The sequence below is a fragment of the Aeromonas sp. R4-1 genome (genome assembly GCF_040908325.1).
Taxonomy (GTDB): Bacteria; Pseudomonadota; Gammaproteobacteria; order Enterobacterales; family Aeromonadaceae; genus Aeromonas; species Aeromonas veronii.
In genome coordinates this window covers 24386-49303 of record NZ_JBFODM010000077.1, presented here as the reverse complement: position 1 = coordinate 49303, position 24918 = coordinate 24386, and the positions used below count along the sequence as shown (strand labels likewise).

The 24918-nt window shown below is 61.2% G+C and carries 22 protein-coding genes; 16 read left to right on the top strand and 6 right to left on the bottom strand.

What is annotated here, in order from left to right; all coding sequences use genetic code 11:
* Window positions 1–147 precede the first annotated feature (147 nt).
* Window positions 148–1470 (top strand): outer membrane channel protein TolC, encoded by a 1323-nt coding sequence (tolC, locus tag AB5Y90_RS14305; protein ID WP_058057939.1) that lies wholly within the window; start codon window positions 148–150, stop codon window positions 1468–1470.
* Window positions 1471–1586: 116 nt separating this feature from the next.
* Here tolC and hldE read toward each other — a convergent pair whose 3' ends face one another.
* Window positions 1587–3014, bottom strand: coding sequence for a bifunctional D-glycero-beta-D-manno-heptose-7-phosphate kinase/D-glycero-beta-D-manno-heptose 1-phosphate adenylyltransferase HldE (hldE, locus tag AB5Y90_RS14300; RefSeq protein ID WP_040067070.1), 1428 nt, complete (start codon window positions 3012–3014; stop codon window positions 1587–1589).
* Between the two features lie 238 nt (window positions 3015–3252).
* Between hldE and lpxL the strand changes: the two genes are divergently transcribed.
* From lpxL to AB5Y90_RS14265, 7 genes are all read left to right on the top strand, one after another.
* Window positions 3253–4176 carry an LpxL/LpxP family Kdo(2)-lipid IV(A) lauroyl/palmitoleoyl acyltransferase gene (lpxL, locus tag AB5Y90_RS14295; protein ID WP_139735514.1) on the top strand — a complete coding sequence of 308 codons (924 nt, stop codon included), beginning with the start codon at window positions 3253–3255 and terminating at the stop codon, window positions 4174–4176.
* A 626-nt stretch (window positions 4177–4802) separates the two neighbouring features.
* A complete protein-coding gene (locus tag AB5Y90_RS14290; RefSeq protein ID WP_270656567.1) occupies window positions 4803–6725 on the top strand; it encodes a PTS mannitol transporter subunit IICBA in 1923 nt (640 codons plus the stop codon).
* A 37-nt stretch (window positions 6726–6762) separates the two neighbouring features.
* Window positions 6763–7908, top strand: a complete 1146-nt coding sequence (locus AB5Y90_RS14285; RefSeq protein ID WP_368167040.1) for a mannitol-1-phosphate 5-dehydrogenase — start codon at window positions 6763–6765, stop codon at window positions 7906–7908.
* Window positions 7909–8041: 133 nt separating this feature from the next.
* Window positions 8042–8563: an MltR family transcriptional regulator gene (locus tag AB5Y90_RS14280; protein ID WP_206901058.1), complete on the top strand. Its 522-nt coding sequence runs from the start codon at window positions 8042–8044 to the stop codon at window positions 8561–8563.
* 190 nt (window positions 8564–8753) lie between these two features.
* Window positions 8754–10541 carry a sodium:proton antiporter gene (locus AB5Y90_RS14275; protein ID WP_139461389.1) on the top strand — a complete coding sequence of 596 codons (1788 nt, stop codon included), beginning with the start codon at window positions 8754–8756 and terminating at the stop codon, window positions 10539–10541.
* Window positions 10538–11110 carry a DNA-J related domain-containing protein gene (locus tag AB5Y90_RS14270; RefSeq protein ID WP_307896190.1) on the top strand — a complete coding sequence of 191 codons (573 nt, stop codon included), beginning with the start codon at window positions 10538–10540 and terminating at the stop codon, window positions 11108–11110. Before AB5Y90_RS14275 ends, AB5Y90_RS14270 begins: the two co-directional genes overlap by 4 nt.
* Before the next feature lie 64 nt (window positions 11111–11174).
* Complete coding sequence (locus AB5Y90_RS14265) at window positions 11175–11423, top strand: hypothetical protein (protein WP_005363113.1); 249 nt, start codon at window positions 11175–11177, stop codon at window positions 11421–11423.
* A 77-nt stretch (window positions 11424–11500) separates the two neighbouring features.
* Here the strand turns inward: AB5Y90_RS14265 and AB5Y90_RS14260 are convergent, their stop codons facing one another.
* Together AB5Y90_RS14260 and zntB are read right to left on the bottom strand one after the other, a co-directional pair.
* On the bottom strand, window positions 11501–12013 hold the full coding sequence (locus AB5Y90_RS14260) for a mechanosensitive ion channel domain-containing protein (RefSeq protein WP_005354921.1): 513 nt from the start codon (window positions 12011–12013) through the stop codon (window positions 11501–11503).
* A 13-nt stretch (window positions 12014–12026) separates the two neighbouring features.
* Entirely contained in the window at window positions 12027–12992 is a 966-nt protein-coding gene (gene zntB / locus AB5Y90_RS14255; protein ID WP_005341467.1) for a zinc transporter ZntB, read from the bottom strand.
* A 139-nt stretch (window positions 12993–13131) separates the two neighbouring features.
* On the opposite strand from zntB, the gene AB5Y90_RS14250 reads away from it, so the two are divergent.
* On the top strand, window positions 13132–13581 hold the full coding sequence (locus AB5Y90_RS14250; RefSeq protein ID WP_005335916.1) for a YaiI/YqxD family protein: 450 nt from the start codon (window positions 13132–13134) through the stop codon (window positions 13579–13581).
* 125 nt (window positions 13582–13706) lie between these two features.
* Window positions 13707–14207, top strand: a complete 501-nt coding sequence (locus AB5Y90_RS14245; RefSeq protein ID WP_201953541.1) for a metal-dependent hydrolase — start codon at window positions 13707–13709, stop codon at window positions 14205–14207.
* A 64-nt stretch (window positions 14208–14271) separates the two neighbouring features.
* Here the strand turns inward: AB5Y90_RS14245 and AB5Y90_RS14240 are convergent, their stop codons facing one another.
* A complete protein-coding gene (locus AB5Y90_RS14240) occupies window positions 14272–15477 on the bottom strand; it encodes a NupC/NupG family nucleoside CNT transporter (RefSeq protein ID WP_005363118.1) in 1206 nt (401 codons plus the stop codon).
* A gap of 543 nt (window positions 15478–16020) precedes the next feature.
* Here AB5Y90_RS14240 and dbpA point away from each other — a divergent pair.
* Together dbpA and AB5Y90_RS14230 are read left to right on the top strand one after the other, a co-directional pair.
* Window positions 16021–17400: an ATP-dependent RNA helicase DbpA gene (gene dbpA / locus AB5Y90_RS14235; protein WP_307896189.1), complete on the top strand. Its 1380-nt coding sequence runs from the start codon at window positions 16021–16023 to the stop codon at window positions 17398–17400.
* An 89-nt stretch (window positions 17401–17489) separates the two neighbouring features.
* Window positions 17490–17780 carry a YkgJ family cysteine cluster protein gene (locus AB5Y90_RS14230; RefSeq protein WP_058059358.1) on the top strand — a complete coding sequence of 97 codons (291 nt, stop codon included), beginning with the start codon at window positions 17490–17492 and terminating at the stop codon, window positions 17778–17780.
* A 27-nt stretch (window positions 17781–17807) separates the two neighbouring features.
* On the opposite strand, the gene AB5Y90_RS14225 is transcribed toward AB5Y90_RS14230, so the two are convergent.
* Entirely contained in the window at window positions 17808–18215 is a 408-nt protein-coding gene (locus AB5Y90_RS14225; protein ID WP_058059359.1) for a hypothetical protein, read from the bottom strand.
* 268 nt (window positions 18216–18483) lie between these two features.
* Here AB5Y90_RS14225 and AB5Y90_RS14220 point away from each other — a divergent pair, with 268 nt between their 5' ends.
* Window positions 18484–19857 carry a PepSY-associated TM helix domain-containing protein gene (locus tag AB5Y90_RS14220; protein ID WP_368167038.1) on the top strand — a complete coding sequence of 458 codons (1374 nt, stop codon included), beginning with the start codon at window positions 18484–18486 and terminating at the stop codon, window positions 19855–19857.
* Window positions 19858–19932: 75 nt separating this feature from the next.
* On the opposite strand, the gene AB5Y90_RS14215 is transcribed toward AB5Y90_RS14220, so the two are convergent.
* Window positions 19933–20838: a 1,4-dihydroxy-2-naphthoate polyprenyltransferase gene (locus tag AB5Y90_RS14215; RefSeq protein WP_307896187.1), complete on the bottom strand. Its 906-nt coding sequence runs from the start codon at window positions 20836–20838 to the stop codon at window positions 19933–19935.
* A gap of 208 nt (window positions 20839–21046) precedes the next feature.
* On the opposite strand from AB5Y90_RS14215, the gene AB5Y90_RS14210 reads away from it, so the two are divergent.
* From AB5Y90_RS14210 to menH, 3 genes are read left to right on the top strand one after another with little or no spacing between them, the layout of a single operon-like run.
* Window positions 21047–22369, top strand: coding sequence for an isochorismate synthase MenF (locus AB5Y90_RS14210; protein ID WP_236367937.1), 1323 nt, complete (start codon window positions 21047–21049; stop codon window positions 22367–22369).
* Between the two features lie 32 nt (window positions 22370–22401).
* Window positions 22402–24159 carry a 2-succinyl-5-enolpyruvyl-6-hydroxy-3-cyclohexene-1-carboxylic-acid synthase gene (gene menD, locus AB5Y90_RS14205; protein ID WP_307896185.1) on the top strand — a complete coding sequence of 586 codons (1758 nt, stop codon included), beginning with the start codon at window positions 22402–22404 and terminating at the stop codon, window positions 24157–24159.
* A complete protein-coding gene (gene menH, locus AB5Y90_RS14200; protein ID WP_307896183.1) occupies window positions 24119–24916 on the top strand; it encodes a 2-succinyl-6-hydroxy-2,4-cyclohexadiene-1-carboxylate synthase in 798 nt (265 codons plus the stop codon). The genes menD and menH overlap by 41 nt, the downstream gene beginning before the upstream one ends.
* The last annotated feature ends 2 nt before the right edge of the window (window positions 24917–24918 follow it).

Here is a 24918-nt window from a genome sequence, read left to right as displayed (position 1 = left end):
TCTTGACGTTCCCGTCACCGGACCTGAGACTCTTAGCATTAAATTTTGCTTATAGTAGAGTGATTAAGCTGCAATCAAGCTTGGTCGATGACAATATTTGCCTCTCCAGCAACCAGTTTGGGTTACTACATAAGGTTAAAACGATCTATGAAAAGAACACTTTTGTCAGTCATGGTGTTGCTGGGCGTCAGTGCCGGTGCCCATGCCGAAAACCTGCTCGACATCTACCAGCAAGCCCAGATCAAAGACCCGCAGTTGCTGCAGTCCAAAGCCGTTCGCGACCAGGCCTTCGAGAAGATCAACGAATCCCGTGCCCCTCTGCTGCCCCAGATCGATCTGGGTGCCGGGCTCAATTATCTGCAAAACAAGAACGATACCCAGAGCAATACCAACGCCAAGGGCGAGGTGACGCTGTCGCAATCCCTCTATCGTCGCAGTAACTGGGTCAATCTGGATATCAGCGAGAAGCAGGCCACCCAGTCAGATGTCGCCTACAACCTCGAGATCCAGAACCTGATGGTACGCACCGCCAAAGCCTACTTTGATGTGCTCAAGGCGATGGATACCCTGGAGTTCGTTCGTGCCAACAAGGTTGCGGTAGAGCGTCAGCTGGAGCAAACCCAGCAGCGTTTCGAAGTGGGCCTGACCGCCATCACCGACGTCCATGAAGCCGAAGCCTCCCGCGACCAGGCGCTGGCTGACGAGATCAATGCAGAGAACTCGCTGGACAACAGCTACGAGACCCTGCGCGAGCTGACCGGTATCGATCACCGCAATCTGGACGTGCTGAACACCGATCGTTTCAGCCCGCAGAAGACCGCCTTCGGCTCCGACAAGTGGCTGGAGCTGGCGCTGGACAAGAACCTGCAACTGCACAGTGCCCGCATCAGCAAGGACATTGCCAAGGAGCAGATCGATCTGGCCAAGACCGGCCATGAGCCGACTCTGGATCTGGGTGCCGGACTGCAAACCAGCAATACCGATTACAAGCTGGATAGTATTCAGAGCGGCGGCAATGACAATCAGGCCAATATCGGTCTGACCTTCAAGCTGCCCATCTACAGCGGTGGCGCCACCAGCTCCAAGGTGAAGCAGGCTCAATACAACTACGTAGCGGCCAGTGAACTGCTGGAGAAGAACTTCCGCTCGGTGCAGAGCACAGTGCGCTCCTCCTACAACAACGTGAACGCCAGCATCGGCTCGGTACGTGCTTACAGCCAGTCTGTGGTCTCCGCCGACAGCGCCCTGAAGGCGACCGAAGCCGGTTACGAAGTGGGTACCCGTACCATCGTCGACGTGCTGGACTCCACTCGCAAGCTGTACGAGGCCAAGCAGAAGCTCTCCGAAGCCCGTTACAACTACATTCTCAATATCCTGAGCCTGAAACAGGCTGCCGGTATTCTGGAAGCGCAGGATCTGGTGGAAGTGAACCAGGGCCTGATGCCCGCCACGGCAAAAGCCAAAGGCTGATAGCCGCTATCGGACATGAAAAAGGCGACCGCAAGGTCGCCTTTTTGTTATCCGTATTTCGGTCGGATTGCAGCCGCCGATAGTGAGCCCCGCCAGATTGCGGGGCCAGCAGCGCGTTAGCCGCGCTCGCGGATCGTCTTGATGATGTCGGTGGTGGAGCAGCCATCCTCGAAGTTGAGAACGCGCACCTCGCCACCATTGGCGGTCACCTCGGCGTAACCGGCGATATCTTCCGGCTTGTAGTCACCGCCCTTGACCAGCAGATCCGGCAGGATCTCGGCGATCAGGCGCTGCGGGGTATCTTCACCAAATGGCACAACCCAATCCACCGCGCCCAGCGCAGCCAGCACCGCCATGCGGCGCTCGGTCGGGTTGACCGGACGACCCGGCCCTTTCAGGCGGCGAACCGACTCGTCGGTGTTGACCGCCACGATCAGGCGATCCCCCAGCTTGCCAGCGTTGGCCAGATAGGAGACGTGACCGGCGTGCAGGATGTCGAAGCAACCGTTGGTCATCACTACCTTCTCGCCGCGCAGACGAGCGGCACGAACCGCCACTTTCAGTTGGGCTTCGGACATCACGCCGAAGCCGGTCTCCTGCTCGGTATAGAGGGCGTTGGCCAGCTCGACCGGGCTAACGGTAGAGGTACCCAGCTTACCGACCACAATACCGGCAGCGGTATTGGCCAGCGCACAGGCTTCGTCCAGGCTCTTGCCTGCCGCCAGTGAGGTAGCCAGAGTGGAGATGACGGTATCACCGGCACCGGTCACATCATAAACCTCGTGGGCCTGAGCTGGCAGATGCAGCTCTGGCTGACCTTCGCGGATCAGGGTCATGCCGTTCTCGGAACGGGTGACCAGCAGGGCATCCAGCTCGAAACGCTTGACCAGATCCAGCCCCTTGGCGACCAGCTCCTCTTCGCTCTTCACCTTGCCCACCACGGCCTCGAATTCGGACATGTTGGGGGTCAGCAGGGTGGCACCGCGATACTTCTCGAAGTCGGTCCCCTTGGGGTCGACCAGCACCGGAATACCGGCGGCTCGGGCGCGCTGGATCATGCCGGGCACGTCGTTGAGAGCGCCCTTGCCGTAGTCGGAGAGGATCATCACGTCACTGTTTGGCAGTGCCTGCTCGACCTTGCTCATCAGCAGGGTGGCATCGACGGAGTGGAAGGGCTCTTCAAAGTCCAGACGCAGCAGCTGCTGGTTGCGGGACAGCACGCGCAGCTTGGTGATGGTCGGGAAGTCGGCCAGACGAACGAAGTCACAGGCCACCTTGACGCCAGCCATCTGGCCAGCCAGCGCATCGGCCGCTTCATCCTGACCGGTCAGGCCAAGCAGCACGGCATGAGCGCCAAGGGCGGCGGAGTTGAGGGCAACGTTGGCGGCACCGCCCGGACGCTCCTCAATGTGTTCAACCTTGACCACGGGCACCGGTGCCTCGGGCGAGATCCGGCCGGTGGGGCCATGCCAATAACGGTCCAACATGACATCGCCAACGACCAGAACGCGGGCTTTTTCAAACTCGGGCAGGGTGATCTTCATCTGTATCGACTCTCAAAACCTGAAAAATCAGTCGCCGATTTTATCACACTCTTTTATTTGAGGGAGAAAAAGCAAACCCGTGGTTGCCATTAAGAACGCGGCAGGAAACCCATAGTTACCCTTCGCGCCACACGGACAAGATGCAAACAGCCCCTCTGACCAGCAGATAGCCATTCGCCCCCGCCACCCCTTTTCGGCTAGAATCCCCCGATTGTTTTCGCAAGCAAAGAGATTCTCCATGGCCCATGACAACGCTCCCCGCCTCGAGCCCCGCCTGTTTCATCCCCGTTACTGGGCCAGCTGGTTTGGCCTCGGCCTGCTCTGGCTGCTGACTCTGCTGCCGTGGCGCAGCCAGATGTGGCTGGGTCGCCAGCTTGGTCATCTCGCCGCCAAAGTGCTCAAATCACGGGTGAAGATTGCCCGTCGTAATCTGGAGCTGGCGCTGCCGGAGTTGACTCTGGCCGAGCGCGAGAAGCTGCTCAAGCAAAACTTCGAGAGCGTGGGCTGCGCCGTGTTCGAGGTGGGTATCGCCTGGTTCTGGCCGGACTGGCGGATGCGCAACCTGATGAAGGTGGAAGGGGAAGAGCATGTCATTGCCGCCATGGAAAAAGGTCAGGGCATGCTGCTGCTCTCCTGCCACTTCCTGACGCTGGAACTCAACGCCCGCTGTTTCGGGCTGGTCCGCCCCGGGGTCGGGGTTTATCGCCCCAACACCAACCCGGTGCTGGAGTATGCCCAGTATCACGGTCGCTGCGCCTCCAACAAATATCTGGTAGACCGGATGGATGTGAAGGGGATGATCAAGGCGCTGCGCAACGGTGACGCCCTCTGGTACGCGCCGGATCACGACTATGGTTCCCATGCCAGCGTGTTCGTGCCCTACTTCGCGGTGGAGCAGGCGGCCACCATCACCGGCACCGCCACTCTGGCGCGGGTGAAGAACACCGTCACCCTGCCCTGCTACAACATCCGCACCAGTGAGGGTTACACCCTCCATATCGGGGCGCCCCTCGCCGACTACCCGAGCGGGGATGACATGGTCGATGCGGCTCGCGCCAACCGCGAGATTGAAGCTGCCGTGCGCAAGGCACCTGAGCAATACATGTGGCTCCATCGCCGCTTCAAGACCCGCCCCTCCCCCGAGGATGCCGGCTTCTACTAAACCGCAGCCCCCGACAGGGGATAGCTCGTAAAAACCGACAAACCGCCTGCTGGCGGTTTGTTTTTATCTGCAATCTGGCCTGCGCGGAAAACAAGCGCCCCGAACACTGCCGCTCGATAGCATCCTGCATGTTGGCGCCCATTCCCATCAATCAGCCGCAAAAGAGCCCTCATCACCAACCGTAAAAACTGAAAGCGGGTTACAAATTTATTGATTCATTGATAATCAATGGAGTGTTGCGATAGATCCATCGTCAATACCCGCTGATGAGTAATTGAGTGATTTGTCCCATTCGAATACAAAAACTAAATTTGTGATGTCAATCACCTTTTCGCGAAGGAGCGGCAAAGCTGAACTGGTGATCTAAATCACAAAAAATGGTCATTCAAAACAGAAAAGATCGAAATGTAGTCGAATTACAGCTCTCGAACGTGATCAGGATCACTGGTTTGGGAGGGGGTATCGCTGGGTATCTGAGAGCTGGATCACAAGACACCCCGTTTTCAGCCTAATTTGATATCAAGCTGGTAGATTGAAGTTGCTTAGACGACCGGGATGGAGGTTCGGCAAAACCGGCCATCCCGACTACCACTTTTAATCAAACAGGCTTAAAACGGGGTCCCGACATGTTATCACCGGATACCAAAGTCAAGATACAGAATTTTGGACGCTTCCTGTCCAATATGGTCATGCCCAACATAGGCGCCTTTATCGCCTGGGGCTTTATTACCGCCCTCTTCATCCCCACCGGCTGGCTGCCCAATGAAACCTTGGCCAAGCTGGTCGGCCCCATGATCACCTACCTGCTGCCGCTGCTGATTGGCTACACCGGCGGCAAACTGATGGGCGGTGAGCGCGGCGGCGTGGTCGGTGCCATCACCACCATGGGTGTCATCGTGGGAACCGATATCCCCATGTTCATGGGTGCCATGATGGTCGGCCCGCTCGGTGGCTGGGCCATCAAGCGCTTCGACAAGGCGATGGACGGTCGCGTCAAGAGCGGCTTCGAGATGCTGGTCAACAACTTCTCCGCTGGCCTTATCGGCATGCTGCTGGCCATCCTCGCCTTCTTCGTGATTGGCCCCTTCGTCAAGGTGCTCTCCGGCCTGCTGGCCGGTGGCGTCGGCTTCCTGGTGGAAAACCACATGCTGCCGCTCACCTCCATCTTCGTCGAACCGGCCAAGATCCTGTTCCTCAACAACGCCATCAACCACGGCATCTTCTCGCCGCTGGGGATTCAGCAGGCGACCGAGCACGGCAGCTCCATCTTCTTCCTGATTGAAGCGAACCCGGGCCCGGGCATGGGTGTGCTGCTGGCCTACATGGTGTTCGGTCGTGGTGCGGCCAAGCAGTCCGCGGCTGGCGCCTCCATCATTCACTTCTTCGGCGGCATCCACGAGATCTACTTCCCGTACGTGCTGATGAATCCGCGCCTCATTCTGGCGGTGATCGCCGGTGGCATGACCGGGGTCTTTACCCTGACCCTGTTCAACGCTGGTCTGGTCTCCCCCGCGTCGCCGGGCTCCATCTTCGCCGTGCTGTTGATGACGCCGAAAGCTTCCCTGATCGGGGTCGCCCTCTCCATCATCAGCGCCACTCTGGTCTCCTTCCTGGTCGCCGCCGTATTCGTTCGCGCCCAGCAGCCGGAAGCGGACGAGGCCGATGCCCTCGGTGAAGCCACTCGCAAGATGAAAGCCATGAAGGGAGGCAAACCCGAAACCGCATCGGCCAAGAAGCCGGGCGGCGAACTGATGGCGGTACGCAATATCGTGGTCGCCTGCGATGCGGGCATGGGCTCCAGCGCCATGGGCGCCGGCATGCTGCGCAAGCGGGTGCAGGCCGCAGGGCTCGATATCAGCGTCACCAACCGCGCCATCGATCAGCTCGATGATCAGGTGGACTGGGTCATCACTCACAAGGATCTAACCGAGCGGGCCCGTCGCCATGCGCCGAACGCTCACCATATCTCGCTCACCAACTTCCTCGACAACGGCCTCTATCAGGAGCTGGTACAGAGCCTGAGCAGCGCCGCCAACGATGATGTAGCCAACCCGCAACTGTTGGTGGCCGCCAACGACGACAGCTACGAACCGCAAGCGGCCGAGGTCTTTACCCTGAGCCGTCATGACGTGCATCTGGGACTGAAAGCGGACAACAAGGAGGCCGCCATCCTGACCGCAGGCCGACTGCTGGCCGAGCGCGGCTACGTGGCGCCCGACTACGTCAACGCCATGCTGGAGCGGGAACAGCTGGTCTCCACCTACCTCGGCGAGTCCATCGCCGTGCCGCACGGCACCATCGCCGCCAAGGAGTTTGTGAAGCGTACCGGCATCGTCATCTGCCAGTACCCGGCCGGGGTCGCCTTTGGCGAGGCTGCCGATGAGGTAGCACGGCTGGTGATCGGTATCGCCGCCCGCAACGACGAACACATGCAGGTGATAACCCGCCTGACCAATGCACTGGATGAACCCGGTCTCATCGACCGGCTGGCCAGCACCACGGATCCCCAGGCCTTCCTGGATCTGCTGGGTGCCGAACAGGCTGCGTAATCATCTTTCATCGTCTTTGGTTCAAGAGGTTAATATCATGAAAACATTGCATTTTGGTGCTGGTAACATCGGTCGCGGTTTTATCGGCAAAGTGCTGGCGGATGCCAGCCATCAGGTCACCTTCGCCGACGTCAACGACACCCTGATCGACCAGCTCAACCACCGTCAGGAGTACAAGGTCCATGTGGTGGGTGCGGATCAGAAGCTGGACGTGGTGCGCAACGTGGCGGCGGTCAGTTCCGCCGGTCACGAGGTGATCGCCCGTATCATCACCGCCGATCTGGTCACCACGGCAGTGGGCCCCAACATTCTGGACAAGATTGCCAGCACTCTGGCCAAGGGGCTGCAAGCCCGCTTCGATGCCGGCAACTTGACTCCGCTCAACGTCATCGCCTGTGAAAACATGGTGCGCGGCACCAGCCACCTCAAGCGGGAGGTACTCAAGTACCTGCCGGTCGCGTATCATGCCACGCTCGAATCCTATATCGGCTTCGTCGACTCGGCGGTGGATCGCATCGTGCCGCCCGCCGCGGCTGCCAACGATGATCCGCTGGAAGTGACGGTCGAGAGCTTCAGCGAGTGGATCGTCGACCAGACCCAGTTCAAGGGAGAGCTGCCACAGGTGGCGGGCATGGAACCCACCGACAACCTGATGGCCTTCGTCGAGCGCAAGCTGTTCACCCTCAACACCGGCCACATCGTCACCGCCTATCTCGGCAAACTGCGGGGCTACCGCACAGTGCGCGAGGCGATCGAAGATCCGGTGATCCGCAGCAAGGTGCGCCGCGCCATGGAGGAGAGCGGTGCCGTACTGGTGAAACGCTACGGCTTCGACCCGCGTCTGCACGCCGCCTACATCGAGAAGATCCTGGCCCGCTTCGCCAACCCCTATCTGGTGGACGAGATTGACCGGGTCGGTCGTCAGCCGCTGCGCAAGCTGGCGGCGGGAGATCGACTGGTGAAGCCGCTGCTGGGCACCCTGGAGTACGGCCTGCCCAACGAGCAGTTGCAGGAGGGGATCGCCGCGGCGCTCCACTATCGCAATGCCGATGACCCGCAGGCGGTGGAGCTGCAAGCCCTGCTGGCGGAGCTTGGCCCGGCCAAAGCGCTGGCCCGCGTCACCGGACTGGATGAAGAGAGCGAAGTGGTTCGCGCCATCGTCGCCCGTTACGAAACCCTGTAATAACCCTGCTTGCGGCGCATTCAGCCACCACTGATAGCGCGCCAAGCGCTTGAATGGCAAGGGAATGTGCCCCATATGATAAAAACCGGGAGAGAGGCCCACTCTCTCCCTGTCAGCTGGACCCAATGCACCTATGACCACACACCAGGAAGATGAAGTACTGGAACGACTGAATGAGCAGGATGGCCCCCGCGGCTTCTTTCTCGAAGTCGTGACCATCCTGGAAGAGGCGGTCGACTCCCTGATGCGACGCGCGTTCCGTCAGGAGGAGTATGCCGTCAAATACGCCATCGAACCCCTGCTCAACCAGAGCGGCCCCCTCGGCCAGCTGGAGGTGCGCCTCAAGCTCATCTTCGCCCTCGGCCTCATCTCACTCGAGCGCTATCAGGATATCGAAGCCTATATCAAGATCCGCGACTTTCTGGTGCGCGACCCCAAGGATTACCGCTTCAGCGACAAGCCGATCCGCGATCTGCTCGACCGCCTGCACGGGGTCAATCAGGGCGGCATGATGAAGCTGGAGCCCCCCGCCAGCGAAGAGGATTGGGCCTTCTACCAGATGCAGCTCAACCGGCTCGATCAGATGGTGCGCTCTGCACTGGTACTGGCGCTGGCCGACTGTGTCGGCGAGCTCCACAAGGAGAGCCCCATCTAATCCGGCCCCGAGGCCACCCCATCACCACGGTTGGCGTCTGGCTGGCGCCCTGCACACCACAGCCAGCCACCATGACGCCGACTGTCGCACATCTCCCCATCCCGGCCATGATGCACGCTCCTTCAGGTGTCAATCTGACCAACTTAGCCACTACACTAGCTCCATACTCACTGCCTGAATCGAGGTCTGCATGATTGCCCTCTCTCTGGCCGGGATCGCCCTGGTCTCCGTGCTGGCCCAATGGCTTGCCTGGTCGCTGCGGGTACCCGCCATCCTGTTTCTGCTGCTCACCGGCCTGACTCTGGGCCCGGTCAGCGGCCTGCTCGACCCCGATGCCCTGCTCGGGGATCTGCTGTTCCCGCTGGTCTCCCTGTCGGTGGCCATCATCCTGTTCGAGGGGGCGCTGACCCTCCATCTGGCCGAGCTCAAGGGGATCGGCAAGGTGGTGCGCAATCTCTGCTCCACCGGCATGCTGGTCAGTTTCGCCGTCATCGGCAGCGCCGGTTACTTCCTGCTGGGGCTGGACTGGCGGGTCGCCACCATGCTCGGCGCTGTGCTGGTGGTAACGGGCCCGACGGTGATCGCCCCCATGCTCAACGTGATCCGCCCCACCCGGGAGGTAGACCGCATCCTGCGCTGGGAGGGGATCGTCATCGACCCCATCGGCGCCCTGTTTGCGGTGCTGGTGTTCGAGGCGGTACGCCTCGGCAGTCAGGGGGATCTCATCAGCCATACCCTGCTGGCACTGGGCAAGACAGTGCTGGTCGGTTCCCTGATCGGGGTGGCGGCAGGCTGGCTCACCACCCTGCTCATTCGCAAGGACTGGCTACCGGTCAGCCTGCACAAATTCGGCGTGCTGGCGCTGGTGCTGGTCACCTTCAGCCTTTCCAACTGGCTGAGCCACGAGTCCGGCCTGCTGGCGGTGACCGTGTTCGGCATCTGGCTCGCCAATCAGGAGGGGCTGGATCTGGAAGAGGTGCTGGCGTTCAAGGAAGATCTCGCGGTCATCCTTATATCCAGCCTGTTTATCCTGCTGGCGGCCCGCCTCGATCTGGCACAGCTCTGGCAGCTCGGCCCCATGGTGCTGGCGCTGCTGTGCGTGGTGCAGTTTGTGGCGCGCCCGCTCTGTATTCTGGTCTCGACCTGGGGCTCGGATCTCTCCTGGCGAGCTCGCGCCCTGCTGAGCTGGATCGCCCCGCGTGGCATAGTCGCAGCGGCAGTCAGTGCCTCGTTTGCCATCAGCCTGCATCAGGCCGAGATCCCCGATGCCGACAAGCTGGTGCCGCTGGTATTTGCGGTGATCATCTCCACCGTGGTGTTGCAGAGCCTCACCTCGGCACCGCTGGCCAGCCTGCTCAAGATGCGCCAGAGCGCCCCCAATACCTGGCTCATCATAGGGGCCAACTCGGTGGCGCGGGCCATCGGCCGGGCGCTGGTGGATCAGGGGGTGCCGGTACAGCTCTGCGATCCCGCCTGGGAGTTCTGCAAACAGGCGCGGATGAGCAACCTCCCCTGCTACTTCGGCAACCCCCAGTCGGAACATGCCGAGCTGCACCTGCCGCTCACCAGCATCAGTACCGTGCTGGCGCTCTCCCCCAACCGCCACAACAACGCCCTCGGGGTACTGCACTTTGCCCACCTCTACGGCGAGGAGCAGGTCTACTCCCTGCGCTCCAGCGAGCAGCACGGCAAGGCCAACCGGGAGAGCGCCACCTTTCGCGCTCGCCAGAACCTGTTCGGCCCCGACATCAACTATGCCCGGCTGAGCGGCCTGCTGAGCCGGGGTGGCCAGATCAAGGCGACCCGCCTGAGCGAGGCGTTCGACTGGGCCCAGTATCAGACCGCCAATCCCGGCGCCATCCCGCTCTTCATCATGGATGGCAAGGGCAAGCCCCAGATCGTTACCGGCCCCGTCACCCCGCAGGCGGGTGAGCTGCTGATCGCCCTGCAGCCGCCCAGAGAGCAGGGCGCCGAATGAACGAAGCCAACAACAATCCGCTGATCGCCCCTCTACTGGTGCTGCTGCAACAGGCGGCGGGCAGCTACAAGGTGCATGAACTGATGGCGGCTCTGCGCCAGCAGGGGGCGATCCCCCGGCTGGCTGACGATGAGCAACTGCAGCTGTTTCGGGTCAACTTCCTGATCATGAACGCCCTCTACCAGTTGCAGGCCGAGCTTTATGAAGAGGGATGGTGGCTGGTGATCAGCACCCTGGATATCCGGCTCGAACCGCTGGCCGAGAACCTACAAACCAACCACGGCTTTGCCCTTGGCGAAAATCTGCGTAGCTACTATCTAGACTGGCAGGTGTTCTGGCAGACCGACCGTGCCGAAGTTGAAACCCTGCTCAACCGCTTCTGGCGCGCTTATGACGGTGAGGGGCACAAAGCCGAGGCGCTGGCCCTGTTCGAGTTGAATGAGGGGGCGAGTCAGGAGGCGATCCGCCGCCGCTGGCGGGAGCTGGCATTGCAGCACCATCCGGATCGGGGCGGCAATGCCGAGACCTTTGTCCGCATCCGCTGGGCATGGGAGGTCCTGCGGGGATGATCCCGTTGCCGCATATAAAGGGCAGGCATAGACTGGAGCTGGATATTCCCCACAGGAGAGCATCATGACAGTCAGTGAACTTCGTAAGCTCTATCAGCAACAGATCCTGCAAGAGGCCGAAATACTCCACGACGTGGCTATTCCCGGCTGGCTCATCGAGTTCAGAGGCAAGGATGGCGCCCTCTACGAGCTGACCGACACCCTCGGCTGCCCGGTCAGTTTCGGCACCGTCGAGCAGGCCCGCGAACATCTGCATCAGGTGGCCGACTGCCCGGTTCAGGTGGAGCACCTCTACCGCTTCTTCGAACGCTAGCGCCACCCACCACACACTAAAAAGGCTCCCGAGGGAGCCTTTTTGTTATTCCGGTTGCTTTCTATTCCGGTTGCTTTCTATTCCGGTTGCAGCGGTTCCGCCACCTTGCCCTCCAGCTTTCTGACCGGCTTTTGCAGGATCAGGTTGGCCGGATAGGTGACCAGATCGCCGTTGTCATCACGCACCCGCACATAGAAGAGACCGATCTCGGTGATGACGCCGGTGACCGAATCATCCTTGTCGAGGATGCGGATCCGGTCGCCAATCTTGTAGGGGAAGGCGAAGAAGATGGTGATGCTGGCGGTGATGTTGGAGAGGATCGACCACTGGGCGACCATGGCGACCCCCAATACCGCAAAGAAGGAGGACGCGAGCACCACCAGTCGGGAGAAGTCGAGCCCCCATACCCCGGCCAGCACCAGCAGGGTGGCGCAGCCGAGCAGGAAGTGGAACACATGGGCCACGTAGAGCACCCGGTTCTCGCTCACCTGCCTGCTCTGACCGAGCGCCAGCAGGCTCTTGTGAATAAGCCGCCGGATCAGGGTATGACCCAGCAACAGCAGCAGGGTCAGGCCAATTGATTGCCACATGGGTTATGCCTCCTTACCACCAGCGCCGATGTTTGAGCCAGATAGCCAGCCCGCTGGCCAGCGCCACCAGCGAACCACAAAAGACCCAGAAGGCGGTCGGATTCTCGGCCCCGGGGATACCGCCGAGGTTGATGCCAAACAGACCGGTCAGGAAGCTGGCAGGCAAAAAGAGCAGCGCCATCACCGACATCTGGTAGGCGCGGCGGTTGGTCGCCTCTGCCATCAGATTGTTGATCTCGTCTGCCAGCACAGCGGTGCGCGCCACCCCGGCATCGAGGTCATCGAGCCAGCGCCGCAGCCGATCAGCGATATCGAGCAGACGACGGCGATCATCCTCATCCAGCCAGCTGATCTTCTCGTTGGCCAGCCGCGCCACCAGATCCCGCTGCGGCGAGAGGTAGCGGCGGATCATGATGAGCTGCTTGCGGATCAGCGCCAAGCGGCCATTGGCGGGCATGTCGCGCATCAGCACCATCTCCTCCAGATCGAGGATCTTGTCGTGCAACTCTTCAACAAACTCCCCCGCCCGATCGGTCAGGGCATCACAGATCTCCACCAGCCAGTCGGCCGGGGTATCGGCGCCGCCACCCAGCTTGAGCTGGTTGAAGACATCCTGTTCGGAGAGCAGCGGACGACGACGGCTGCTGATGATGAGATCCGGGGTGATGAAGATGCGCAGCGCCACCATCTCTTCGGGCCTGTGATCCTTGTTGTGGTTGATGCCGCGCAGGATCAGCAGCACCGTCTCCCCCATCCGAACCAGCTTGGGACGATTGCTCTGGCCGAGCAGCGACTCCCTGGCCGCCTCGCTGAGCAAGGGGGTCTGCAACAGCCAGCGCGCCGAATCGGGATTGCCGTAATCCAGATGCAGCCAGCCGGGATGCGCCGCCGGGACTTCGCTTCCCGCCGTCAGCGGCGCCATGCCACCCTTGCCATCCAGAGTCAGGGCATAAATCACTTCACCGGGCACCCGATCCATCTCGTCTCCTTCTCGTTTCATATGCTGGCCCCAGCTTACACCAAAGGCGGGGCCGACTCAGCCCCGCGCCGGGAAGGGAGGCTTGTGTTAACATGCCCGCTCTCGTTTTCCATCCGCTTTAACTACAGGAAACCATGCCATGCCCATCTGGGTTGATGCCGATGCCTGCCCCATTCCGGTCAAGGAGATCCTCTACCGCGCCGCCCACCGCGCCCAGGTCGTCACCACCCTGGTGGCCAATCAGGGGTTACGGGTGCCCCCCTCGCCTTTCATCAAAACCCAGCAGGTGGAGAAGGGATTCGATGTGGCAGATCATGTCATCGCCCAGCAGGTTCAACCCGGCGATCTGGTGATCACCGGCGACATCCCTCTCGCCTCCTGGGTGATCGATGCCGGTGGCGAGGCGCTCAATCCCCGCGGCGAGATCTACACCCGCGAGACCATCAAGGCGCGGCTCGGCATGCGCAACTTTATGGAAGAGCTGCGCTCGGCTGGCGTGCAGACCGGCGGCCCGGCCCCCTTCAATGCTGCCGACAAACAGCGCTTCGCCAACGCCCTCGACAAGTGGCTGGTCAAAGGCAAGCTGTAAAGAGACCCTAAAGGCGCCCAACATGGGCGCTTTTTCGCCGTAACATCCTGATTTTTAAAATAAGAGCTGACCACAACTATCAGGCTGGTAAGATGCGCCGCCATCTTGTCCACGCCGTAATCATCATGACCGCCCAAGGGCACCTGCTCTTCTCCGTTACCTGCACCCTGATCGCCCATAAACTGCAGCTAACTCCGGCACTGGCCGATGCCAGCCTGTGGCAGACCATCCCTGCCGCGCTGTCCAGCGCCCTGTTGCCCGACCTCGACCACCCCAAATCGGTGCTGGGGCAGCGCCTGCCGTGGATCTCGAAACCTCTGTCGCGGCTGTTCGGCCATCGCGGCTTCACCCACAGTCTGCTGGCGGTCGCCGCTGCCGTCTGGGGGCTGAACCAGAGCCTGCCGCCGGACACCCTGCCCATGGGAGTCAAGGATGCACTTATCGTCGGCTACCTCAGCCATCTGCTGGGGGACTGGCTCACCCCGGCAGGCATTCCGCTCTTCTGGCCCATCAAGCGCCGTTACCGCCTGCCGGGCTGGCCGCTGCGCAGCGGCGGCGCCATCGAAACCGGCTTTTGCACCCTCACTCTGCTGGTCGCCGGCTGGTGGTGCGGCTGGCGGCTATGAGCCAGAAACAAAAAAGCCCCTGACAAAGTCAGGGGCCCAAGCAGTAGCGGATGCCACTAGAGGATCAGATCATGATGCCTGCGATAACAGCAGAGAGCAGGCTGACCAGGGTGGAACCGTAGACCAGCTTCAGACCGAAGCGGGAAACCATGTTGCCCTTCTCTTCGTTCAGCGCTTTTACCGCACCGGCGATGATGCCGATGGAGCTGAAGTTGGCGAAAGAGACCATGAAGATGGAGAGGATGCCGACGGTGCGCGGAGAGAGCTCGGCAGCCACCTTGCCCAGATCCATCATCGCCACGAACTCGTTGGTTACCAGCTTGGTCGCCATGATGGAGCCCGCTTGCAGCGCTTCACCACTCGGGATACCCAGGATCCAGGCGATCGGGTAGAAGAGGTAACCCATGACGAACTGGAAGTTCACGCCAAATGCCATCTCGAACAGGTAGTTGATGAGGGCGATCAGGGCGATAAAGCCCACCAGCATGGCACCCACGATCACGGCAACGGTGAAACCGGCCATGATGTACTCGCCCAGCATCTCGAAGAAGTTCTCTTTCTTCGGCGTGTGGTGCTCGTCACCTTCGGCAATGGCCTTGATGTCGGTCACGGAGTTATCCGGCTCGTAGGGGTTAATCAGCGAGAGCACCACGAAGGTACTGAACATGTTGAGCACCAGCGCGGCAACCACGTAGCGCGGCTCGATCAGCTGCATGTAGGCACCGACGATGGACATGGAGACGGTAGACATCGCCGTCGCCGCCAGGGTGTACATCTGCTTCTCGTTCAGGTGCGGCAGGATGTTCTTGAGGGCAATGAAGTTCTCGGACTGACCGACGATCATCGAGCTGATGGCGTTGAAAGACTCCAGCTTGCCCATGCCATTGATCTTGGCCAGCACGGTACCGATACCGCGGATCACCAGCGGCAGCAGGCGGATGTACTGCAGAATACCGATCAGCACGGAGATGAAGACGATGGGCATCAGCACCATCAGGAAGAAGGAGAAGGCCCCTTCGTTGACCAGACCACCGAACACGAAGTCGGTACCCTGTTTGGCAAACTCCATCAGCTTGGTGAAGCCGGCGGCAAAGCCCCCCACCACCGCCAGACCCACTTCGGAGTTCAGCATGAACCAGGCCAGCGCCAGTTCGACCACCAGCAGTTGGCCGATATAACGCAGCTTGATCTGTTTCCAGTTGTGGCGGTTAGCCAGCAGAGAGAGAGCGAGGACCATCACCAGTCCGAGCACAAAGTGAACGTATTCCATACCTGTAGCACCTGAGTAAATTGTAATTTTTGACCGGCGCCATCATAGACATTTGCACATTTAAAAATCAGATAGCCATCACAATCCCGCGCAATATTATGGAGGCAGGATAATACAAACGTTTTTAAATTAATTGTGCAATGAACTGATATTAATCGCGCAACATGGAAAATATAAATTCCTTTAAAAACATCATGCTGAGCAAGGTTTGCGCCGTTTTCATGTTCTTTGAAAATATTTCATCAGCATTTTCGCAACATTTCCTGTGGCGCAGTAACTGCTCGTGAAATATTTTCCAGTCATTATATTAAAATAATGAAAATAGAAAACGTTTATCCGCGATAAATAATTAGATGAGTGTTTGAAAAATAGTCCTTATTGCTATGTCGGTGATCGCCCGCGATCGATTTGGCAACAAATGAACCTTTCATGGCCCCTCGTGACCAGCCGTTCAAAAATCCGCCACATCCGGTGCCACATTCTGGTATGATGCGCGGCCTTAGCGCTCGCGCATCCCCGTTTTCTCCGAAATAGAGTCCTTTTGTGAACAACAGCGAATTTAGCAGCCTCAATCTCTCCCCCGCCCTGCAAGAGAACCTCACCAGCCTGGGTTACCTGCAGATGACCCCGATCCAGGCCCAGAGCCTGCCCCTGGTGCTCGATGGCAAAGACCTGATCGCCAAGGCAAAAACCGGCAGCGGCAAGACCGCCGCCTTCGGCCTCGGCCTGCTGGCCAAGCTCAACGTCAACCGCCTCGAAGTGCAGGCGCTGGTGCTCTGCCCGACCCGCGAACTGGCGGATCAGGTGGCCACCGAGATCCGTCGTCTGGCGCGCGCCCTGCCCAACGTCAAGCTGGTCACCCTGTGCGGCGGCACCCCGACCGCACCGCAGTCCGCCACCCTGAGCTTTGGTGCCCACATCGCCGTCGGCACCCCGGGTCGTATTCTCAAGCATCTGGAGCAAGGCACGCTGGAGCTCTCCGGCCTCAAGACGCTGGTGCTGGATGAAGCGGATCGCATGCTGGACATGGGCTTTGGCGAAGATATCAACCGGGTCATCAGCTATGCCCCCCAGCAGCGCCAGACCCTGCTCTTCTCCGCGACCTATCCGGAAGGGATCGCCCAGATGAGCCGCGGCGTGCAGCGCAATCCGGTCGAGGTGAGCGTGGAGTCCCTGCACGAGGGGAGCGCCATCGAACAGAAGCTCTATGAAGTGCCTGCCGGTCAGCGCCTCGACGCCCTCACCTGGCTGCTGAGTCACTACCAGCCAAGCTCCTGCGTGGTGTTCTGCAACACCAAGCGCGCCTGTAACGACGTGGCCGACCATCTGGCCGCCAAGGGCTTCTCGGCGCTGGCGCTGAATGGCGATCTGGAACAGCGCGAGCGGGATCAGGTGCTGGTGCGCTTTGCCAACAGCAGCGCCACCATTCTGGTGGCCACCGATGTGGCGGCCCGCGGCCTCGACATCAAGGAGCTGGGCGCCGTCATCAACTACGAGCTGACCTACGATCCGGAAGTGCACGTGCACCGCATCGGCCGTACCGGTCGTGCCGGCCAGCAGGGTCTGGCCCTGAGTCTCTATCAGCCGAACGAGGCCCAGCGCGTCAACTTTATCGAAGAGTACCAGCAGGCTCCGATGCCGCTGGGTGATCTCGACAGCATCGGCCGCGACATCAAGCCGATCGCCCCGCAGATGGTGACCCTCTCCATCGATGCAGGCCGCAAGACCAAGGTGCGGGCCGGTGACATTCTGGGCGCCCTGACCGGTGAAGGCGTCATTGCCGGCGCCGATGTGGGCAAGATCCAGATCTCCGAGCAGTACTCCTACGTCGCCGTGAAGCGCAGCGTGGCGAGCGCCGCCCTCAAGCGGTTGCAGGAAGGCAAGATAAAGGGTCGCAGCTACCGCGCCCGCAAACTGGGCTAAGGTTTTTTGCAAGCCGTTAGCCAGACCACAGGCGCCTGACAGGCGCCTGTTTCATATCTCCGATGCCGCCATGCGGCAAGACAGGCACCATGACCCAAGCAATCCAAACCGATGTGAGCTGCCAGAACTGCGAAGCCTGCTGCTGCCGCCTCGAAGTGATGCTCTTTACCGATACCGGCGTGCCGGACCGTTATGTACTGGAACGGGAAGGCGAGATACCGGTCATGCGCCGGCTCGACGATGGCTGGTGCGCCGCCCTCGACCGCAACACCATGATGTGCCGTATCTACGAGGTGCGACCGCTGATCTGCCGTGAATTCGAAATGGGTGAACCCGACTGCGTTGACGAGCGGGACAAGTGGTTTATCAAGCTGGAGTAAAACCCGTCCACGCGGTGAGCGGGGTGGTCAAGCGCTCGCAGGTTCACAGGGAGCGATGTTGAGCTGCTCCCCCAGCCACTGGATGGCCGCTGCCTCCTGCTCGAAGTAACGTACCGCCCGAAAGGGTAATCCCTTGAAGATGTTATCCGCCAGATAGCGCTTGAAGCCCCCCACGAAGACCACCGCCAGAAACTGACAGCCACTCTCGGCACACCAGCCAAACTGGCGACGAAAACGGGCCAGCACCTCGGGCCCGGCCGCTTCAAACTCGGTCGCGACCTCGACAATCCCCCAGGGGCCATCCATCAATCCGGCTAGTTCGTGACGAAAGTGCGCCTCATAGGCCATGGCACCAGCCAGATTGAAGGGGCCACTCGGGCGGCAGATCAGCATCTGGCCCCTGCGCTCCATGTCAAATTGCCCATGTGGCTGCATGACTGCTCCCATTCCGTTACCACCACCATCGCCTGCAAATTGTTACCACAAGGTAATAATTTATAAGGAAAAGTCCAGTAGCAAACAGGCTTTTCCCAAAGCGTGCTCATCCTATCCAGCAAACCGTCGGCACCTCATGTTACCCACATCCCGCACGGAATCGATATCAAGATGTGCGATTGCAGTTAACGAAACGTTACTGCTATTATCCGCGCCGCCACAAACATTCCACCTGCCGAAAGGTTTGGCACCTCAACAAGGATGTGCAATGAAAAACAGGGACTCGAGTCATTACCAACGGATCTGGCGCTGGCACTTCTACGCCGGTCTCTTTGTCGCCCCTTTCCTGATCCTGCTGTCACTGACCGGGATCGTCTATCTGTTCAAACCCCAGCTCGACAACCTGATGTACCCCGAGCTGATGAAGGTCGCCCCCGCCAGCCAGACCCTGAGTGCCGACCAACTGCTGGCCAAGGCGATGATGACCATGCCCGATGCCAGCCTGCGTAAATACCTGCCGCCTGCCGCACCCGACCAGAGCGCCCAGTTCATCGTCAATCAGGGGGATCGCGAGCTGACCCTGTTTATGGACCCCGCCAGCGGCGCCCTGCTCGGCACCATGGACAACAAGTGGAATCTGCAAGCGGTAGCCCGCGCCCTGCACGCCGACCTGCTGCTCGGCACCACCGGAGATCGGCTGATCGAACTGGCTGCAGGCTGGGGGCTGGTACTGCTGCTGAGCGGCCTCTACCTCTGGTGGCCACGCAAGGGGCCCGGGGTGGGCGGCATCCTCTGGCCCAGAGTGAGCCAGCGCGGACGTCTCTGGTGGCGGGATCTGCACGCTGTGGTCGGCTTCTGGGGAGCCGGTTTCCTGCTGCTATTGCTGTTGAGCGGCATGACCTGGACCGGTTTCTGGGGCGATCAGTTCGCCGCGGTCTGGAACCGCTTCCCCGCCGCCATGTGGAATGAGGTGCCCAAATCGGCACCGCTGGCCCGCAGCCTGAATCAGGCCCACGAGCAGACCGTTCCCTGGGCGGTGGAGAACACCCCTATGCCCAGCTCGCAGCCGGTCGATGAGGGGCACGATCACGGTGCCATGAACCACGGCGAGCACGAGGGAATGGTGATGGCCAGCCAGCGGATCCCGCTGCAACAGGTGGTCGAGATCGCCCATGAGCGGAGAGTCCAACCGGGTTACAGCATCACCCCGCCGGTCGGCGCCACCGGCGTCTACACCATCGCCCTGTTTGCCGACGATCCACGCAACGATGCCACCCTGCATATCGATCAATACAGCGGCAAGGTGCTGGCCGATGTGCGCTGGCAGGATTACGGCACGGTTGCCAAGACGGTGGAGAGCGGCGTCATGCTGCACATGGGCAAGCTCTACGGCTGGCCCCATCAGCTCGCCATGCTGCTTATCTGCCTGATGATGCTGGCCAGCGCCATGAGCGGCCTCTGGATCTGGTGGTGCCGCCGTCCGCAGGGGCGTCTCGCCGCGCCGCCGCTGCGCGGTGCCATCGCCCTGCTGATCCTGCTGGGGATCGCCTTCCCGCTGGTGGGCGCCTCCATGGTCGCCATCTGGCTGCTGGATACCCTGATTTTCTCCCGCCGCCCTCTCAGGGTGGCGCGCGCCAGCTAAACCGGCCAAAACCAAAAAGGGCTCCCATCTCGGGAGCCCTTTTTATTGTTCGCCTTGGCGAGCAGCGACCAGCTGTCAGGAGAGCGCCAACCCGATGGAGAGCAGCAGGCTGAACAGAAACGCGCTGATGGCGGTCTTCTTGAGGGAACCGGTCAGCACCTCGCCATCGTAGCTTTCGCGAAGAGTCTTGGCCGCATCGCTGAGAGGCTTCATGGCGGGCAGGAAGATCCACGGCCAGAAACTGGCGGGCTGGATCAGGATAAAGGCGATGGTTGTCAGCAACGCCGCTCCCAACAGTACCCAGTGATAAGCGATGGCGCGGTTGCGGCCAAGGCGCACCGCCAGAGTGATCTTGCCGCTGGCGGCGTCGGTCTCGATATCGCGCACATTGTTGATATTGAGCACGGCGGTGGCCAGCAGGCCACAGGCGGTGGCAGGCAATAGCAGATCCCACTCCAGCGTCTTGGTGAAGAGGTAGTAGGAGCCGAGCACCCCCAGCAGGCCGAAAAAGAGGAACACCGAGATATCGCCAAACCCGCGATAGCCGTAAGGAGTCTTGCCAACCGTGTAGGTCACCGCCGCGACGATGGCCGCGCCACCCAGCACCACAAATGCCAAAATCTGCAGCCACTGGCCGCCGAAGGCACAGCCCAGCAGCAGCAGGCCACTGGCCACCGCCGCCAGCGCAGTCAGCCCCATCGCCACGCACATCTGCTTTTTGGTGATAAGACCGGAGACCACCGCCCGCTGCGGGCCGATCCGCTCGCCGTTGTCGGCGCCGGAGACCGCATCGCCGTAATCGTTGGCCAGATTGGAAAGGATCTGCAGCAGGATGGCGGTCAGCAGGGAGAGCGCCATGATGGTGCCATCGAAGGCACCACGACTGGCAGCCAGCCCCGAGCCCAGCAGGATGGAAGAGCAGGCGAGCGGCAATGTTCGCAAACGCGCCGCCAGCAACCAAACAGAGAAGGTATTTGTCATTTTGTGATGGCCAAACAATCGGATATTGATCGTGTTAAGGGTTATCGAACCGGATTTGGGTATACTTGGCCCCGGAGAGTGAAGCTCCCGCGGGCGATTTACATGGACGAATGGGCAGATAATATATAGGAAATCATCGCCCTTTGGCATAAACCTACGGCATCCAGCTACCGGATCGCTCGTTACTACCCGGCTCAGACAAGAATCCATGTTGGCTCAGACCCATATCAAGCAACAACTGGACGCCCTGCGTCACAGCAACGTCAGCGGCTTCGTACGGTTGCGAGTGGCGATCGAAATCCGCTCCTTTCTGGGCTGGCTCGCGGCGCAAACCCTCTATCCCCGCATCTACTGGCAGGCCCGTGGAGAGGCTCGTCCCGAGTATGTCGCGCTGGGCGCCATCCATGAACTGACCGAGCCGCACGCCATCAAGCAGGTGTGCACTAACACAGCCAACCAGCATCATGACGACAGCCCTCGCTACTATGGCGGACTGGCGTTTGATCCGGCCCAATCCGGCTGGCAAGGGTTTGGCCCCTGCCGTTTCGTGCTGCCCCGCATCGAGCTGGTGCGCCGTGGCGAGTGCGTCAGTCTCTGCCTCAACCTCTGGCTGGATGCAAACAATCTCGAGGCCGAACTGCAGGCGGCCGACGCCGCCCTCGATGCCCTGCGCCCGGAAGCCCCGCTGCCCGCCCTGCAAAAGCAGCCCTGGCAGCGACAGGATTGCCCCGGCCCCGCCCAGTGGCAGACACTGGTGGAGCGCGTCACCGCCCCCGATTTTCAGGCCCACACCCCCAAGGTGGTGCTGTCGCGGGAGAGCGTGCTGACCAGTCCGAACCATGATGCAGACATCAATCCCTGGGCCATGCTCGACCAGTGGGCCCGCCACGCCCAGGACTGCTTCCACTTCGGTTTTCAATTCTCCCCCGAGCAGGCCTTTATCGCCTGTTCTCCCGAGCGGCTCTACCGCCGGGAAGATCGCCACCTCTTTACCGAGGCACTAGCGGGCACCATTCGCCGCTCCGGCGATGAAGAGGTGGATGCCCAACTGGCCGCCGAGCTGCTGGCCGACAGCAAGAACCGGCTGGAGAACCGGCTGGTACATGCCGACATCCTGAGCCGTCTGGCGCCACTGACCCACGATGCCACCCTGACCGAGCCACGCATTCTGAAACTGCGGCTGCTGCAACACCTCAAGTGCGATATTGAGGCCGAACTCAAGCCCGGCGTCTGCGACTGGCACCTGCTCGACGCCCTCCACCCGACTCCCGCTGTGGGCGGCGCTCCGCGTGAGGCGGCGCTCGCCTTTATCCGCGAGTTCGAGCCCTATGATCGGGGCTGGTACGCCGGTGCCTGCGGCATGCTGAGTCGGGAGACGTCCGAGTTCTCGGTCGCCATTCGCAGCGCCCGCATTCAGCCGGGCAGCGTCACCCTGTTTGCCGGTGCCGGCATTGTCGCCGGTTCCGAGCCTGTTGCCGAGTGGGCCGAACTCGACAACAAGATCGCCAATGTGCTCTCCCTGCTGGGATAGTCATTCACCCTTTTCACGCTACGAGAGCCCCTATGCCCACCCGTAAAGAGCCTGCCAGCGAAGAGTTTGCATGCACCACGTTTTCGAGCCAGCACGCCACCTTCAATCACGTCTGGTCCTCCCTCTTGCTGGAGGAGCTCTTTCGCCTCGGGGTGCGCGACATCGCGCTGGCCCCCGGCTCCCGCTCTGCGCCGCTGACCATGGCAGCCGCGGCGCATCACGGCTTTCGTCGTCACCTGCACTTTGACGAGCGCGGTCTCGGCTTTATGGCGCTCGGGCTGGCCAAGGGGAGCAACCGGCCGGTGGCGGTGATCATGACCTCGGGCACTGCGGTAGCCAACCTCTGGCCCGCCGTGGCAGAAGCCCAGCTCACCGGCGTGCCGCTGATTATTCTCTCCGCCGATCGCCCCCACGAGCTTATCGACAACGGCGCCAATCAGGCGATCGACCAGCAGGGGATCTTCGGCCGCTACCCCGTCTATCAGCAGAACCTGCCGAGCCCCACCCCGACTATTACGGCGGCGTTTGTGCTGAGCTCGGTGGATCAGGCGCTGGCCAAACAGGCGCTCACCCCCGGGGTGGTGCACTTCAACTGCATGTACCCCGAGCCCCTCTACCCGGGCGAGCACTATCAGGATTTCTCCGACTATCTGGCCCCCCTCGGTGACTGGCTCAACTCGCAGACACCCTGGAGTCCGTGGCAACAGAGCGAACCGACCTGCCCCCCTCAGGCAGAGTGGGAAAACTTTCGGCAAAAGCGCGGCATCGTGGTAGCCGGTCGCATTGCCGACCCGAAGCAGGCACAGGCCGCCGCCGCGCTGGCGGAGCAACTCGGCTGGCCGCTGCTGGCGGATCTGCAGAGCCAGATCCGCTTCGATAGCCGCAACCTCATCCATATGGATATGGCGCTCAACGACCCTGAATTCGTCGCCGAGCTCGGCCGCGCCGAGGTGCTGCTGCAATTTGGCGCGCGGCTTGTCTCCAAGCGGCTTGGCCAGTTCATCAAGCACCATTCATGGCAGGATTACTGGCTGGTGGATCCGCAACCGGCGCGGCTGGATCCCGACTACCGGCTGCGCAACCGGCTGCTCTGCAGTGCCAGCGCCTTTGCTGCGGCCCATCCGGTCACCACACAAGCCCCTTGGCACACATTGGCCGAGCTGCAACATAACGTCAGCCAGCAGATCGCCGCTGCCTGCGAGCACTTCTCCGAGCTCGGGGTCTGCCATCGCCTCAATTCCCTTATCGAAGGACAGCTGTTTGTCGGCAACAGCATGCCAGCCCGACTGATGGATATGCTCGGCGAAACGGGCAAGGGGCCGAGCCGGGTGATGACCAACCGTGGCGCCTCCGGCATCGATGGCCTGATCGCCACCGCCTACGGGTTTGCCCAATCAATCGAGCAGGACAGTGATGAGCCCACTACCCTGCTGCTTGGGGATCTCAGCGCCCTGCACGATCTCAATAGTTTCGCCCTGCTCAGCAAGGCGAGCCGACCGCTGGTGGTGATCCTGCTCAACAACGATGGCGGCAGCATCTTTCGTATGTTGCCGGTGCCCACCGAAGGGGAGCTGCTGGAGAGCTACTATCGGCTGCCCCACGGCCTCAGCTTTGAACATGCCGCCGCCATGTTTGGCCTCGGCTATCGGGCGCCGACCACCCTGCTCGAGTTCGAGCACGATTACCGCGCCGCCCTCCAACATGGCGTTACCTTGATCGAGATCCGGGTACCGAGCGAGCAGGTGGCCGATGATCTCAAGGCGCTGGGGGCCGCCATCCGTGGCAAATAAAGATGCCAATGTGCCGCTGGTGTTGCTGCACGGTCTGCTGGGGGATGGCGGCGACTGGCAACCGGTGATCGACCGGCTGCCCGCCATCCACTGCATCGCCCTCGATCTGCCGGGTCACGGTCAGCATAGCGCTCTCAACGTCAGCGACTTTGAGCAGAGCCACCAGTGGCTGGTCACCGAGCTGGCCAGCCGCAACATTGAACGCTATCTGCTAGCAGGTTACTCGCTGGGTGGGCGACTGGCCCTCTATCACGCCAGCCGCGAGCCCGCCGGGCTGCGGGGGCTGCTGCTGGAGAACTGCCACCCGGGGCTACCGGCCAGTGAACGGGCCGCCCGCATCCAGCACGATGAACAGTGGGCGCAGCGCTTTGAGCGTGAGCCCCTGGCTGACGTGCTGGCAGACTGGTACCGGCAAGGGGTGTTTGCCGATCTTGACGATGCGGCCCGGGCCCGCCAGATCGCCCGCCGCCTTGGCAACGACGGTCAGGGCATCGCCACCATGCTGCGCGCCACTTCGCTAGGCAAGCAGCCGGATCTCGCCCCCTGGCTCATGGCGAGCCAGGTGCCGGTTACTTATGTGAGTGGCAAGCGGGATCACAAATTCCATCAGCTGGCTTGCCAGCTGGCGAACCAGGATCGCAGAATCAACCACTTGGTGCTGGATGGCGGCCATAATCTGCACGCCCATCAGCCTGATAACTTTGCCCGACTCCTTGCGGAGTGGGTCAACCAACAAGAAGAGACGAGTCATGATTGAAG

Excerpts from the sequence above, each read along its gene's own strand:
- AB5Y90_RS14280 (WP_206901058.1), top strand. The coding sequence starts at position 8,042 with ATGACCACACACCAGGAAGATGAAGTACTGGAACGACTGAATGAGCAG.
- zntB (WP_005341467.1), bottom strand. The coding sequence starts at position 12,992 with ATGGATCGGGTGCCCGGTGAAGTGATTTATGCCCTGACTCTGGATGGC.
- tolC (WP_058057939.1), top strand. The coding sequence starts at position 148 with ATGAAAAGAACACTTTTGTCAGTCATGGTGTTGCTGGGCGTCAGTGCC.
- AB5Y90_RS14265 (WP_005363113.1), top strand. The coding sequence starts at position 11,175 with ATGACAGTCAGTGAACTTCGTAAGCTCTATCAGCAACAGATCCTGCAA.
- AB5Y90_RS14225 (WP_058059359.1), bottom strand. The coding sequence starts at position 18,215 with ATGCAGCCACATGGGCAATTTGACATGGAGCGCAGGGGCCAGATGCTG.
- hldE (WP_040067070.1), bottom strand. The coding sequence starts at position 3,014 with ATGAAGATCACCCTGCCCGAGTTTGAAAAAGCCCGCGTTCTGGTCGTT.
- AB5Y90_RS14250 (WP_005335916.1), top strand. The coding sequence starts at position 13,132 with ATGCCCATCTGGGTTGATGCCGATGCCTGCCCCATTCCGGTCAAGGAG.
- AB5Y90_RS14275 (WP_139461389.1), top strand. The coding sequence starts at position 8,754 with ATGATTGCCCTCTCTCTGGCCGGGATCGCCCTGGTCTCCGTGCTGGCC.
- menD (WP_307896185.1), top strand. The coding sequence starts at position 22,402 with ATGCCCACCCGTAAAGAGCCTGCCAGCGAAGAGTTTGCATGCACCACG.
- menH (WP_307896183.1), top strand. The coding sequence starts at position 24,119 with ATGATCTCAAGGCGCTGGGGGCCGCCATCCGTGGCAAATAAAGATGCC.
- AB5Y90_RS14285 (WP_368167040.1), top strand. The coding sequence starts at position 6,763 with ATGAAAACATTGCATTTTGGTGCTGGTAACATCGGTCGCGGTTTTATC.
- AB5Y90_RS14270 (WP_307896190.1), top strand. The coding sequence starts at position 10,538 with ATGAACGAAGCCAACAACAATCCGCTGATCGCCCCTCTACTGGTGCTG.
- AB5Y90_RS14210 (WP_236367937.1), top strand. The coding sequence starts at position 21,047 with ATGTTGGCTCAGACCCATATCAAGCAACAACTGGACGCCCTGCGTCAC.
- AB5Y90_RS14290 (WP_270656567.1), top strand. The coding sequence starts at position 4,803 with ATGTTATCACCGGATACCAAAGTCAAGATACAGAATTTTGGACGCTTC.
- lpxL (WP_139735514.1), top strand. The coding sequence starts at position 3,253 with ATGGCCCATGACAACGCTCCCCGCCTCGAGCCCCGCCTGTTTCATCCC.
- AB5Y90_RS14245 (WP_201953541.1), top strand. The coding sequence starts at position 13,707 with ATGACCGCCCAAGGGCACCTGCTCTTCTCCGTTACCTGCACCCTGATC.
- AB5Y90_RS14215 (WP_307896187.1), bottom strand. The coding sequence starts at position 20,838 with ATGACAAATACCTTCTCTGTTTGGTTGCTGGCGGCGCGTTTGCGAACA.
- AB5Y90_RS14260 (WP_005354921.1), bottom strand. The coding sequence starts at position 12,013 with ATGTGGCAATCAATTGGCCTGACCCTGCTGCTGTTGCTGGGTCATACC.
- AB5Y90_RS14240 (WP_005363118.1), bottom strand. The coding sequence starts at position 15,477 with ATGGAATACGTTCACTTTGTGCTCGGACTGGTGATGGTCCTCGCTCTC.
- AB5Y90_RS14220 (WP_368167038.1), top strand. The coding sequence starts at position 18,484 with ATGAAAAACAGGGACTCGAGTCATTACCAACGGATCTGGCGCTGGCAC.
- AB5Y90_RS14230 (WP_058059358.1), top strand. The coding sequence starts at position 17,490 with ATGACCCAAGCAATCCAAACCGATGTGAGCTGCCAGAACTGCGAAGCC.